This window comes from Pantoea sp. SGAir0418 (assembly GCF_043529865.1).
In genome coordinates this window covers 1470581-1484339 of the sequence record NZ_CP027911.1, presented here as the reverse complement: position 1 = coordinate 1484339, position 13759 = coordinate 1470581, and the positions used below count along the sequence as shown (strand labels likewise).

Sequence of the window (13759 nt, the reverse complement as noted above, 5' to 3'; positions counted from 1 at the left end):
GGATAGCGGTGCCCAGCCGGCTATGCCGGTGTAGTAAGGGTTGGTGCGCGCTGGCCCTCACCCTAACCCTCTCCCGCCTGCGGGAGAGGGCTGGGGTGAGGGGAAAACCGCACCGCGCTTATCGCGCCAACATCAGACAGCGATAAATCTCCGCCATTACCGCCTCAAATTCATTAAACACCTGGTGATTCCAGAAACGAATTACGCGCCAGCCGCAGCGCTGTAAATACGCCGTGCGCCGGGCATCGTAAGCCTGATCTTCAGGCGCATTGTGCTGTCCACCATCCAGTTCCACGATCAGCGATTGCTCAACGCAGGCAAAATCAACGATGTACCCTCCTACTGGATGCTGGCGGCGAAACTTCGCGCCACACACATTTCGGTTGCGTAAATAGCGCCATAGTTTTTGCTCCGCTTGCGGCATCGCCTTTCGCAGCGCGCGCTGCGGTTGCACGGTGTGGTTCATCGCTGCTCCTTCGCTCTGCCCACCAGCTTACGCCGCTTTGCGCAGCTTCAAAGCAAAGGTGTTGAAATCCTGAATCTGCATTCCAGTGTGATCGCTAGCACGCTAAGCGCTTAATGCGTATGATGAAGCGCCACGAAAACAGGAGCCTGACATGCCCACCGTGCTATCTGCCTGCTGGCGCTATCTGCGCGCCTTTGCCATCGTCTATGCCGCGCTGTACGCCGGCAACGGCCTTGCTGCCCTGCTGCCATTTACCATTCCCGGCAGCATCCTTGGCATGCTGTTACTGTTTACCCTGCTGGCGCTGCAGATTATCCCGGTAACGTGGGTGAAACCCGGCTGTCAGCTATTGATCCGCTACATGGCGCTGCTGTTTGTGCCGATCAGCGTTGGCGTGATGGGCTACACCGATATCCTCAGCGCACAGTTTGGCCCGATTGTCGTCTCCTGTATGGTCAGCACCCTGCTGGTGTTGCTGATTGTCGGCCTGAGCGCCGAGCGCCTGCAGCGTCCGAAGGAGTCCGGCCATGAGTGACGCCTGGTGGTCACTGCCGCTTACTGTGGTGGCGTATCTGCTGGCACGCCGTCTGGCAGCCAGAATCAACCTCTCCATCGTCAATCCGCTGCTGGTGGCCATGGCGATCATTATTCCACTGCTGCTGCTGACGCACCTGCCCTACGCGCGCTATTTTGCTGGCAGCGCGCTGCTTAATCAGCTGCTACAGCCCGCCGTGGTGGCGCTGGCGCTGCCGTTGTATGAGCAAATGCACCAGATTCGCGCGCGCTGGAAAACCATCATCAGCGTCTGTTTTATCGGCAGCATTACCGCCATGGTGTCCGGCACGGCGATCGCGCTGTGGATGGGGGCGACGCCGGAAATCGCAGCCACCATCCTGCCGAAGTCGGTGACCACGCCCATCGCCATGGCAGTGTCGGGCTCGCTACACGGTATTCCCGCCATCAGCGCCATTTGTGTATTGATTGCTGGCGTGCTGGGCGCGGTGTTTGGTCACATGCTGCTGAATCTGTTTAAAGTGCGCAGCAAGTCATCACGCGGGCTGGCGATTGGCAACGCGTCACATGCGCTCGGCACAGCGCGCGCCGCGGAGATTGACTATCAGGAAGGCGCCTTCAGTTCACTGGCGCTGGTAATCTGCGGCATCATCACCTCGTTACTGGCGCCTTTCATTTTTCCTTTGCTGATGCGCTTACTGGGGTAAAACTTGCGAGAGATCTCGCAAAGTTGAAACAAGCCAATCAGCTTGCATTGTCATAGCGACATGGATCACATATAAACCTTGAGGCGGCGCTCCGCCGCTGACGAGTTAATGAGGCCATAACATCATGCATGCACGATTCACTTCCGCTTTCTCTGCCCTGCCCGCTGCGCTGCAGAGCGCGCTTCAGCCGCTGCTGGACGCTGCTGATTTTCATGGCGTGCTGCGACCGCAGGAAGTGGCTCAGCTGCAACAGGCAACCGGTCTGGATGATGATGCGCTGGCACTCGCACTGCTGCCGATTGCCGCCTGTTGTGCCGTGGCACCGGTTTCGCACTTTAACGTGGGCGCTATTGCGCGCGGCATCAGTGGCCACTGGTATTTCGGTGCCAACATGGAGTTTTTACATGCGCCGCTGCAGCAAACGGTCCACGCCGAGCAGAGCGCAGTCACGCATGCCTGGCTGCGGGGCGAAGCGCAGCTGGCGACCATTACCGTCAACTACACGCCGTGCGGGCACTGCCGCCAGTTTATGAATGAACTGAATAGCGGTACGGCGATTCGCATCAGCCTGCCGGGCCGCGCGGTCAGCACGCTGGCCGACTATTTACCGGATGCCTTTGGCCCGGCCGATCTCAATATCAGCGAACGGCTGCTGACGCCGGTCGACCACGGTTTCCTGCCGCAGGGCGATGCGCTGCAGCAGGCCGCGATTGATGCCGCCAGCCGCAGCCATGCACCTTATAGCCAGAGTTATAGCGGCGTGGCGTTGCAGAGCCGCAGCGGCCAGATTTACACCGGGCGCTATGCCGAAAATGCCGCCTTTAACCCGAGCCTGCCGCCATTACAGGCCGCGCTGATTCTGATGAACATGCACAACGAAGCGCTGGAAGAGATTCAGCAGGCAGTGCTGGCAGAAAGCGCCGACGCCACGCTGAGCCAGTTTGATGCCACCCGCACCACCCTCGCCGCGCTCGGCTGCAGCAATTTCTCAGTTACTTTAGTTTCGAAACCAACAGTTTAGTGATCCTTTTACCGCTTTTGTGACCTTCTATTAACAAAAGCTGTACATCTGCAGGAATTTTCATAGGATCGGGCGCCAGAACTTCACAATAAACGGGTCTGGCGTTACCTTCTTGCTGGCGACACGTCAGAAAACACTGCAACCGGAGCAAACACTGCATGGAACTCGAGTACGAAAGTAAACGTCCGCTGTATATTCCTTACGCGGGTCCGATCCTGCTGGAATTTCCGCTGTTGAACAAAGGCAGCGCCTTCTCGCTGGAAGAACGTAACGAATTTAACCTCAATGGCCTGCTGCCAGACGCCGTAGAAACCATCGAAGAGCAGGCCGAGCGCGCCTGGCGTCAGTTCCTGGACTTCAAAAACAATAACGACAAGCACGTCTACCTGCGCAACATCCAGGACACCAACGAAACGCTATTCTATCGCCTGCTGGACAACCACCTGGAAGAGATGATGCCGATCATCTACACCCCAACGGTTGGCGCGGCGTGCGAGCACTTCTCTGAAATTTACCGTCGCGCGCGCGGGGTGTTTATCTCCTACAACAACCGCGACCGCATTGAAGACATGCTGCAAAACGCCACCAAGCAGAATGTCAAAGTCATCGTGGTCACCGACGGCGAGCGTATTCTCGGCCTCGGCGACCTGGGCATTGGCGGCATGGGCATTCCTATCGGCAAGCTGTCGCTGTACACCGCGTGCGGTGGCATCAGCCCGGCCTACACCCTGCCGGTGGTGCTGGATGTCGGCACCAATAATCAGCAACTGCTGAACGATCCGCTCTACATGGGCTGGCGCCATCCGCGCATCACCGGCGAAGAGTATGAAGCCTTCGTTGATGAATTCATTCAGGCGGTGAAGCGCCGCTGGCCAAACGTGCTGCTGCAGTTTGAAGATTTCGCGCAGAAAAACGCCATGCCGCTACTGGAGCGTTACCGCGATGAGATCTGCTGCTTCAATGATGATATTCAGGGCACGGCCGCTGTCACGGTGGGCACGCTGATCGCCGCCAGCCGCGCCGCAGGCAGCCGTCTGTGCGAGCAGAAAGTGGTGTTCCTCGGTGCCGGTTCCGCCGGCTGCGGTATTGCCGAGCAGATCGTCGCACAGATGAAATCCGAAGGCCTGAGCGATGATGAAGCGCGCGCGCGCGTGATGATGGTAGACCGTTTCGGCCTGCTCACTGACAAATTGCCTAACCTGCTCGATTTCCAGAGCAAACTGGTGCAGAAGAGCGACAATCTGAAAGACTGGGATGTCACCAGCGATTCGATCTCACTGCTCGACGTGGTGCGTAATGCCCAGCCGGATATCCTGATCGGCGTTTCCGGCCAGCCGGGACTGTTCACCGAAGAGATCATTCGCGAGATGCACAAGCACTGCAAACGCCCGATCGTGATGCCGCTCTCGAACCCGACCTCACGTGTGGAAGCGACCCCGGCAGATATCATCGCCTGGACCGACGGTGACGCGCTGGTCGCCACCGGCAGCCCGTTTGCACCGGTCACCTGGAAAGGCAAAACCTACCCGATTGCCCAGTGCAACAACTCCTATATCTTCCCGGGCATCGGTCTCGGCGTGATCGCTGCCGGCGCCACCCGCGTAACAGATTCGATGCTGATGACCGCCAGCCGCGCGCTGGCTGACTGCTCACCGCTGGTTAACGACGGTGAAGGCCCGGTACTGCCAGAGATTAAGGACATCCAGGGCGTCTCCAAAGTTATCGCCATGGAAGTGGGCAAAGCGGCGCAGCTGGCGGGCGTGGCGGTGGTCACCTCCGAGGACGTGCTGTCGAAAGCCATCAACAACAACTTCTGGCTGCCGCAGTATCGTCACTACCGCCGTACCTCGATTTAATTGCCGACCGACGCTGCCGCACGCTTCAGGTGCGGCAGCGCTTAAAAAAACGCCAGCCGACCGGCGCGAACTTGCTTAGCCGTGCCGCCTCAAGTAGCCTTGACCCATCTGAATTTTCGTCAACCGAGTGCCCGTGCGCATACTTAAACGCGTTTTCTTTGGTCTGTTTATCATCATCTTACTGGTGATGGCGACCGCGCTCGGCCTCGATCGCTGGATTAGCTGGCGAACCGCGCCGTTTATTTATGAAGATGTCGCTTCGCTGCCGCATCGCCAGGTCGGCGTGGTGCTGGGCACCGCCAAGTATTACCGCACCGGCGTCATCAATCAGTATTACCTGTATCGCATTCAGGGCGCGCTCAACGCTTACAACAGCGGCAAGGTGAATTATCTGCTGCTGAGCGGCGATAATGCGCTGCAGAGCTACAACGAGCCGATGACCATGCGACGCGATTTGATCAAAGCCGGCGTCGATCCCTCGGACATCGTGCTGGATTATGCCGGTTTCCGTACGCTGGATTCGATTGTGCGCACACGCAAAGTCTTCGACACCAACGACTTCATCATCATTACCCAGCGCTTCCACTGCGAACGCGCGCTGTATATCGCCCAGCATCTTGGCATTCAGGCGCAGTGCTACGCCGTGCCGTCGCCCAAAAATATGCTGTCGGTGCGGTTCCGCGAGGTGGGTGCGCGCCTCGGTGCGCTGGCGGATCTCTATCTGATGAAGCGTGAGCCGCGTTTCCTTGGCCCGCTGGTGCCGATTCCGGCGGTGCATGAAGTGCCGGAAGATGCGCAGAGCTACCCGGCGGTCACACCGGAACAGTTGCTTGAGCTGGAAGAGAAGCTGCGGAAATAGCAGAAGCGAAACAAAACAAAAAGGGCCGCGTTGCCGCAGCCCTGATGGTTAAACTTGTTCTCTGCTATTTCTTACGTGCGTATTTCAGTGAATCAAGCGCCACGGCGAAGATGATGATGCCGCCCTTGATGATGTACTGCCAGTACGGGTTCACGCCGATGTAGGTCAGACCGTAGTTGATGACGGTGAAGATGATCACACCGGTCACCACACCCGCGACGGTACCTACCCCACCGGCGAACGACACGCCGCCCACCACGCAGGCCGCAATCGCATCCAGCTCATACATAAAGCCGAGGTTGTTAGTGGCGCTGCCGATACGGCCCGCTTCCAGCATCCCGCCGAAGGCATAGAACACGCCGGACAGCGCATACACCAGGATCAGGTTAAGCGGAACGTTAACGCCAGAGACTTTCGCCGCTTCCGGGTTACCGCCGATAGCAAAGATGTTTTTGCCGAAGCGGGTTTTGTTCCACAGGATCCAGACGAACACGATGGCGATAATCGCATAGAAGGTGATGAACGACAGCTTGAAGTCGCCGAAGCGCAGGAAGCCCTGGGCAAACTTCGAGAAGCCAGCGTCAAATCCGGCAATCGGTGAAGCGCCCACGAAGTCGTAGTACAGCGAGTTGATGCCGTAAACGATGATCATGGTGCCCAGCGTGGTGATAAACGGCGTCACCTTCAGGTAAGCGATGATCACGCCGTTAACCAGACCAATCACGCCACCGATGATGCACACGGTCAGAATCACCAGCGGAATCGGCACGGTTTCCAGATGCGGGAACACCTTGTTGGCGTTATCCATCGACTGCAGCAGCGTTGCCGCCACCACCGCCGCCAGACCCACCTGGCGCCCTGCCGACAGGTCGGTGCCCTGGGTCACGATCAGACCGGCTACGCCGAGTGCGATAATAATACGGACCGATGACTGAGTCAGAATGTTACTCAGGTTCATCAGGCTTAAAAAGGTCGGATCCTGGAAAATAATAATCGCCAGCAGTACCAACAGGACAACATAAATGCCGCCCTCTTTTAACCAGGTTAGCGCATTCTTTTTAGTAGTCGCTTTCATGTTAAAGCCCTTGCTTCATTAAAGGTGTAATGACGCTAAACGCAGGATTTCATTCTGCGAGGTCGTTTTAGTATCGACAATGCCCGCTACCTGACCATTACTCATTACCAAAATACGGTCGGTAATGCCCAGCAGCTCTGGCATTTCAGAAGAGATAATAATGATGCCCTTTTCTTTTTTCGCCAGCTCCGAGATCAGCTGATAAATCTCGAATTTAGCGCCGACGTCAATACCGCGCGTCGGTTCATCAAGCATCAGTATTTCCGGCTGCGTCAATAACCAGCGACCAATAATGACTTTTTGCTGGTTACCGCCGGAGAGCGATCCAATTTGGGTATGATGGCCGGGCGTTTTCACCCGCATGGCATCAATGACCCACTGGGTATCGCTTTTCATGCGTTTATTATCCAGCAGACCCATACTGGATTTATATTTCTTGATATTGGAAATGAGCGAGTTAAAACCAATATCCAGGTAGGCATAAATCCCGGTGGAACGCCGCTCTTCCGTCACCAGCGCAAAACCATGGTTGATGGCCTCGTTGGCGCTGTGGTTATTAATCGCTTTGCCGTGCAGTTTAATGGTGCCGCCCGACTTCTCACGGATACCAAATAAGGTTTCCACAATGTCAGTACGCTTGGCGCCCACCAGACCGGCAATCCCGAGAATCTCGCCTTTGTGCAGGTCAAACGAGATATCACGGATCGATGGCTGGCGCAGCGAGGTCAGATTGCGCACCTCAAGAATCACTTCACCCGGCACGTTAGTTTTGTCCGGGAAGCGCTGGTTGAGTGAACGGCCGACCATCATGGCGATGATCTTGTCCATGTCCAGCCCTTCCAGCGGCTGAGTGGCAATCCACTGGCCGTCACGCAGAATGGTGATCTCATCGCACAGCTGGAAAATCTCTTCCATTTTATGCGAAATATAAACAATACCGCAGCCGCGATCTTTCAGCTTACGGATAATGGTGAACAGGTGGTTAACTTCTTTTTCGGTCAGCGATGACGTGGGCTCATCCATAATGACGATTTTCGCGTCATAGGAAAACGCCTTGGCGATTTCAATCATCTGCATTTGCGATACCGAAAGCGTCGCGACTTTATCACGCGGATCGATATCAATATCTAATTCATCAAAGATCGCTTTGGTATCACGATACATTTTATCCTGATCGACAAACGGACCTTTGCGCGGATAGCGCCCCAGCCACATGTTGTCCATCACGTTGCGCTGCAGCACCAGATTTAATTCCTGATGCACCATTGAAACGCCATTTTCCAGCGCCTCTTTGGAGGATTTGTAATCTATTTCCTCACCCTGAAACAGGATGCTCCCCGTATCCTTTTTATAAATCCCAAACAGGCATTTTAATAAAGTGGATTTACCGGCGCCGTTTTCACCCATTAAGGCATGGACGGAGTGCGGCCGCACTTTTAAATTCACATTATCTAAGGCTTTCACCCCTGGAAATGATTTCGAGACATTCGTCATCTCCAGCAGATATTCTCGCTGTGTGGTCGGATTCTCACTGGCCATAATTTACCTGGCTAAAAAAAGCGTTGGTCAGATGCAATAAGGCGCGGCAGAAAAGCCGCGCCCGGGACGAATTACTTCACAAACTGCGACAGGTTTTCTTTATCAACCGGTACGTACGGTACACGTACTACTTTGCCATCCATCTTGAAGTTGGTACCTGCGGTTGGCTCTTTGCCATTGGCCAGGTTGTTAGCAATGTCCAGCGTGGCTTTCGCCTGGTTTTCCGCATCGTTCAGCACGGTACCGGCCATCGCACCGGATTTCACCAGCGCCAGCGCTTCTGGCAGGGCGTCAACACCAAACACCGGAATGCTGGTTTTGTTGTGCGCCTTCAGCGCTTCAACCGCACCCATCGCCATCGCATCGTTGTTCGCGATGATTACTTCAATTTTGTTGGCGTTCGGGCCAGACAGCCAGGCGTCCACTTTGTCTTTCGCCTGCGCGGTATCCCACATTGCAGTATCCATCGCCAGCTGCTGGGTTTTGATGCCGTCTTTGTTCAGGGTTTCGATAACGTATTTGGTACGCGCTTCGGCATCCGGATGGCCCGGTTCACCTTTCAGCAGCACGAACTGAATCTGACCGTCTTTGTTCAGATCCCAGGCTGGCGTGGCTTTCCAGTGTTTCTCGATCAGCTCACCCTGCTTGATGCCGGACTCTTTGGAGTCGGTACCGACATAGTAAGCTTTGTCGTAGCTGGCCAGCACTTTCGCGTTAGGCTCTTTGTTGAAGAACACCACCGGCACGTCGTTCGAGCGCGCTTTGTCGATCACCACTGCCGCAGCAGCCGGATCCACCAGGTTGATGGCCAGCGCTTTCACGCCTTTCGCCATCAGCACGTCAATCTGGTCGTTCTGTTTGGATTGGTCGTTCTGTGAGTCGTTCATCAGCAGCTGAATGCCGCCAACGGCTTTCGCCTCTTTTTCGATGTCCTTGCGCACCATCGACATGAAGTTGTCGTCATATTTATAAATTGTCACGCCAATGCGGGTATCGGCGGCGTGCGCAGTTGCACCAAACATCATGCTGGCAACCAGTGCTGTGAGCGTGAAAACCTTCTTATTCATGGTATCTCCGGTTTTTTTATGCAGGGTATTTCATCGCGCCGTATTGCCTGCGGGCAGACAGCGCAGTCGGTTGAAACGCTATTTTTTATGGGGCAGGCGCTGCTACCAAGCCGGACCACCATCGCTATCCTGACTTCCCTGTAGGTAAACGCTTCCTGAAGTGTGTTGTGAACCATTTCAATCGGCTACTGAAACCAGACCGGGGAAGGAAAGCCCGGCGTTACATAATGTTTCAGTCCGGTAAGACGCTGCCATCATAGTGAGCGCCATGTTAATTAACTGTGAATACAATCACAGATTGGAAACGGTTACACGGCGCTATCGCCTGAATTAGTGACCGACTCCACAATTTGCCGCTGCGCCACCGAATGGCGCCGCACCAGCGTAGGCATGAAGCAGTGCGCGGCGTGCGGATCGAGCGTGCCCGCTGCGCCCTGCAGGGCCAGCTCAGTCGCCAGTTTCGCCATAGAAACAATGGGATAGCGCACCGTGGTCAGTTGCGGGTCGGTGTAACGGGAAATGGGAATGTCATCGAAGCCGATGACAGAGAAATGCTGCGGTACCTGAATACCATTATCTTTCAGCGCGGTGAGTGCACCGGCCGCCATGCCATCGTTATAGGAGAACACCGCAGTGAGGTGCAGATTACGCCCCAGCAGCTCCACCATCGCGGCTTCACCGCCCTGCATGTCCGGTTCGGCATGCGCAATCCAGCCCTCCGGCGGGCGGATGCCCTGCTCCGCCAGTGCCTGCAGCCAGCCGTCGCGGCGCTGAGCCACGTCCTCAATCGGATGGCTGGAGCTGAGGTAACCAATGCGCTGATGGCCCTGCTGTAACAGCATGCGCGTCGCTACCTGCGCCCCGGTAACATTGTCGAGGCAGACGCAGCGGTGCTCGTAACCGGGAATAGTACGATTAATCAGTACCATACCGGGAACCTGATCCATAAACTGCGCCAGTTCCGCGTCTGTAAGCGTTTTCGCGTGCACCACCAGCGCGTTGCAGCGCTGGCGGATCAGCACCTCAATGGCATGACGTTCTTTCTCTTCCTGATGCCACGAATTGCTGATGAGCACATGCTTGTGCATGCGCTGCGCCACGGTATCCACCGCTTTAACCAGCGCACCAAAGAAGGGATCGGAAACGTCCATGACCACTACGCCGATGGTATCGCTCACCTGGGTAGCCAGCGCCTGCGCGTTGGCATTCGGCCGGTAGCCGAGCGATTCAACCGCCTGCAGCACGGCTTCGCGGGTATCAGAGGTGACTGCACTGCTGTTATTGAGCACCCGCGACACGGTGGCAACGGAAACCCCGGCCTGACGGGCGACATCACGAATCGTTATCATGCAGTTGTTCCACAGAGGAGAAAATGCGCGACTGGCGCGTAACGGCGCTATTCTGTCAGGGCATCGGAAACAGCTGCGTGAATTACGTCACACGGATGAAAACGGTTACATACAATTATGCAACCTTTGTGATGAACATCATTATCTGCCGGCGGACGCGTTATCCGCTTTTCCGGCGGCGAGCTGCGTCAGCCGGCGCCAGAGCCACTCCATCGGTCCCTGCGGGAAGACGCGCAGCCACAGCACGGAGAACAGAATATTGACCAGCCAGATAGCCGGTACAAAAGCCAGTAGTTGCAGGCGGTCAAATTTGAGGAACAGATCGAAGCGGTAGAACAGCGTGGTGCAGATTAGCGTCTGCAGCAGATAATTGCTCAGCGCCATGCGGCCGACGCACTGAATGGCGTAACTGATCCGCGTGGCGGCGATGGCCGGCCAGTAACCGAGACAGAGTGCAGCATAGCCAAGGCTGATAAACGGACTGGCGAGATCGCGTGGCACCTGCAGGAAAAAGCCGCTCCAGCGAAATTCCCACTGTAGCAGCCACTGTGCCAGCACGCCGGGTATGGCAATCAGCCAGCCGATGGTAAGTAACAGCGCCGCCGCGCGTCGGTAGTGTTGCAGACTAAACTGGCCGCTCAGCCAGCCGCTGCGCATCAGCGCGGCACCGATCAGCATCAGCCCGGCCAGCTGCCAGCCATACTGCGAAGCCAGCGCCATCAGGCCGGATGACAGGTGTTCGAGGCGATTCTGCACCGCTTCCCAGCCGCCGACCAGTTTCCAGTAGCTCTCATACTCCAGATCTGCCGCGCCCGGCAGCCATGAGCGCGTCGGCTGCGGACTGGAAATGACGCCAAACACCAGCAGCACGGCACAGCCCACCAGATAGAGCAGCACGCCGGTGTGTAATAGCGCCCGCTCCGACGGCACGTCACGCAGCATGCGCCAGACAATCAACCCAATCAGGCCATAATCCAGCAGGATGTCGCCTTCCCACAGGAACACCGCGTGGATGAACCCGATGAAGACCAGCAGCGTTAAGCGCGAGGAGATCCAGCGGCTGCCGCGCGGCACCTGCAGGGCCAGTCCGGCACCAAACAGCAGCGCAAACAGCGTCAGGAATTTTAGCTGCGCCAGACCATCCATGATTGCCCAGGTCCAGGCATCAGAAACGGAGGCTTCACCCTGCCAAGCCGGATTGAGATAGGCCGCCGAGGGCAGACCAAAGCCGACGATATTCAGCAGCAATATGCCGAGAATGGCGCAACCACGAATGAAATCCAGCGCGAGATAGCGTTGCATCGAGTGCCCTGACGGTGAGAGGAACACGGGCGACAACGACGCCGCCCGCGCTGCTTAGCTGTGGCGTACCGCGCGCAGAAACTCCTGACGCGTGTTCTGGCTCGATTTGAACAATCCGCCGAGTGAAGTGGTGGTGGTCGCGCTGGTCGCATCTTTGACGCCGCGCGCTTTCACGCAGTAGTGCACCGCATCGATCGACACCGCCACGTTATTGGTGCCCAGCAGGGTTTGCAGCGCCACCAGCACCTGCTGGGTTAAACGCTCCTGCACCTGCGGACGCTGGGCGAAGAACTGTACGATACGGTTGATCTTCGACAGGCCAATTACCTTGTCTTTAGGGATATAGGCCACGGTGGCTTTGCCGTCGATGATCACGAAGTGGTGTTCACAGGTGCTGGTCAGGGTGATATCACGCACGGTGACCATTTCGTCCACCTTCATCTTGTTTTCGATGACGGTGATTTTCGGGAAGTTGGCGTAATCCAGACCTGAAAAGATTTCGTCGACGTACATCTTGGCGATGCGGTGCGGCGTCTCCATCAGGCTGTCGTCTTCCAGGTCCAGATTCAGCAGCTGCATAATCTGGGTCATGTGGCCGGCGATCTCACGCTTGCGTGACGCGTCGTCCATGTCGCGCACCGGGGCGCGTAATGGCGTTTCCAGGCCACGCGCCAGCAGTGCTTCGTGAACCAGGGCGGCTTCCTGACTTAAGGTGCTCATCGTACTCTTCTCCGGCAGGTGATGCGCCCGCAGGTCTGCGCCTGCGGGGGAAATTCTGAGCGCGTATTGTGAAACACAACGCGCGCTTAATCCAGCAATCAATCCGATTGGAAATGAAAGCGTTTCAGGTGGGCGATCGCCGCATCACCAGCGCCCCCGCCAGCAGCAACCCGCCTCCGGCCACCCACAGCGCCGGATCGAGCCGGTGCCACAGCAGGCTGGAAATCCAGGACAGCAGCGGTCCACCGAGCTGTCCGATGGCATAACCGGTTGTGAGCAGGCCGGCGAGATAGCGCGCGTGGTGCGGCGCCAGCTCCCGGCTGTACTGCAGCGACAGCTGCACCACGCAGAGAAAGCCGCCGCCAATCAGCAGCGCCGCCAGCAGCAGACCGTTGATGCCCGGCAGTACGATGGCCGCGATTACGCCCAGCGCCTGCGCCCACAGCACCAGCGCCAGCCGCCGATGGCTGCTGCCCCATTGGCGCGTCACGATCCCCAGCACGATGCCGATCACCGCCGCCCCGCCAAACACCGGCCAGACAAACTGCGCAAAAGCGCTATCAGGGAAGCGCGCCGCCGCCATTTGCGACAGGAAGGTGGCGGGCAGAATATAGCCAAAGCCGGCGAGGCTGTAGCTGAGGATCAGACGCTTCAGGTCACGCGTCAGCAGCAGCGGCTCAGCGGCCTGTTGCGGGCGATGCAGCTGTCCGCTGCGCGGCAGGAAACGCGCAATCGCGGCAATCAGCAGCAGCGCCAGCACACCGTACGCCGCCCAGGCAAACGCCGCGCTCACGCCGCTGGCGTGCAGCATTACCGCCAGCATGCCGCTGATGAAGATGCCGGTGCCGGGACCGGCAAACACCGCTGCCGACAGGCCCGGCCGGCTGTGATGCAGCAGTTGCTCATTGCTCCATGCTGCCACCAGCACCATTGCCCAGCCGCTGGCGACGCCGATCAGGAAACGCACCACCGCATGCAGCCACGGCCCGCTGATACAGGCGGACAGCAACGTCAGCGCGACGGCACCCCAGACGCCCAGCTGCAGCCGCCACTCCACGCGCCGCTGCGCGCGCATCGCGTCAAACGATCCGGCCAGATAACCGAGATAGTTCAGCGCCGCGACCAGGCTGGCGCTGGCGAGCGTGAGCTGACCGTCGTGAATCATCAGCGGCACCTGCGGGGTAAACGCAAATCGCCCAATCCCCATTGCAACCACTAAACTTAAAAACGCGCTAAGCGCGACTCGCCACGCCATTCTGACTCCGGATCGATTGGATTATCACTT

General features: G+C 57.4%; 13 protein-coding genes. 5 read left to right on the top strand and 8 right to left on the bottom strand.

Annotated elements, in window-relative coordinates; translation table 11 throughout:
• Nucleotides 1-118: 118 nt before the first annotated feature.
• The gene (locus tag C1N84_RS06735) at nt 119-466 is read right to left on the bottom strand and encodes an endonuclease domain-containing protein (protein ID WP_104188493.1); all 348 of its coding nucleotides are present in this window, start codon (nt 464-466) and stop codon (nt 119-121) included.
• 151 nt (nt 467-617) lie between these two features.
• On the opposite strand from C1N84_RS06735, the gene C1N84_RS06730 reads away from it, so the two are divergent.
• The 5 genes from C1N84_RS06730 (at nt 618) to sanA (ending at nt 5422) form a co-directional block, all read left to right on the top strand.
• On the top strand, nt 618-1001 hold the full coding sequence (locus tag C1N84_RS06730) for a CidA/LrgA family protein (protein ID WP_264442695.1): 384 nt from the start codon (nt 618-620) through the stop codon (nt 999-1001).
• Nucleotides 994-1686: a CidB/LrgB family autolysis modulator gene (locus C1N84_RS06725; RefSeq protein WP_021509288.1), complete on the top strand. Its 693-nt coding sequence runs from the start codon at nt 994-996 to the stop codon at nt 1684-1686. The genes C1N84_RS06730 and C1N84_RS06725 overlap by 8 nt, the downstream gene beginning before the upstream one ends.
• Nucleotides 1687-1810: 124 nt before the next feature.
• Entirely contained in the window at nt 1811-2707 is an 897-nt protein-coding gene (gene cdd / locus C1N84_RS06720; RefSeq protein WP_264442692.1) for a cytidine deaminase, read from the top strand.
• 158 nt (nt 2708-2865) lie between these two features.
• Nucleotides 2866-4563, top strand: a complete 1698-nt coding sequence (locus C1N84_RS06715; RefSeq protein WP_058757262.1) for an NAD-dependent malic enzyme — start codon at nt 2866-2868, stop codon at nt 4561-4563.
• Between the two features lie 139 nt (nt 4564-4702).
• The gene (gene sanA / locus C1N84_RS06710) at nt 4703-5422 is read left to right on the top strand and encodes an outer membrane permeability protein SanA (protein ID WP_104093252.1); all 720 of its coding nucleotides are present in this window, start codon (nt 4703-4705) and stop codon (nt 5420-5422) included.
• 64 nt (nt 5423-5486) lie between these two features.
• Here the strand turns inward: sanA and mglC are convergent, their stop codons facing one another.
• From mglC to C1N84_RS06675, 7 genes are all read right to left on the bottom strand, one after another.
• Nucleotides 5487-6497: a galactose/methyl galactoside ABC transporter permease MglC gene (mglC, locus tag C1N84_RS06705; protein WP_021509284.1), complete on the bottom strand. Its 1011-nt coding sequence runs from the start codon at nt 6495-6497 to the stop codon at nt 5487-5489.
• A gap of 18 nt (nt 6498-6515) precedes the next feature.
• Nucleotides 6516-8036, bottom strand: coding sequence for a galactose/methyl galactoside ABC transporter ATP-binding protein MglA (gene mglA, locus C1N84_RS06700; RefSeq protein ID WP_021509283.1), 1521 nt, complete (start codon nt 8034-8036; stop codon nt 6516-6518).
• 71 nt (nt 8037-8107) lie between these two features.
• Nucleotides 8108-9103 (bottom strand): galactose/glucose ABC transporter substrate-binding protein MglB, encoded by a 996-nt coding sequence (gene mglB, locus C1N84_RS06695; RefSeq protein WP_021509282.1) that lies wholly within the window; start codon nt 9101-9103, stop codon nt 8108-8110.
• Nucleotides 9104-9411: 308 nt separating this feature from the next.
• Nucleotides 9412-10452 (bottom strand): HTH-type transcriptional regulator GalS, encoded by a 1041-nt coding sequence (gene galS / locus C1N84_RS06690; RefSeq protein WP_058757261.1) that lies wholly within the window; start codon nt 10450-10452, stop codon nt 9412-9414.
• Between the two features lie 141 nt (nt 10453-10593).
• Nucleotides 10594-11754: a DUF418 domain-containing protein YeiB gene (yeiB, locus tag C1N84_RS06685; RefSeq protein ID WP_159378523.1), complete on the bottom strand. Its 1161-nt coding sequence runs from the start codon at nt 11752-11754 to the stop codon at nt 10594-10596.
• 54 nt (nt 11755-11808) lie between these two features.
• The gene (folE, locus tag C1N84_RS06680) at nt 11809-12474 is read right to left on the bottom strand and encodes a GTP cyclohydrolase I FolE (protein ID WP_021509279.1); all 666 of its coding nucleotides are present in this window, start codon (nt 12472-12474) and stop codon (nt 11809-11811) included.
• A 124-nt stretch (nt 12475-12598) separates the two neighbouring features.
• A complete protein-coding gene (locus tag C1N84_RS06675) occupies nt 12599-13729 on the bottom strand; it encodes an MFS transporter (RefSeq protein ID WP_264442678.1) in 1131 nt (376 codons plus the stop codon).
• Between the last annotated feature and the right edge of the window lie 30 nt (nt 13730-13759).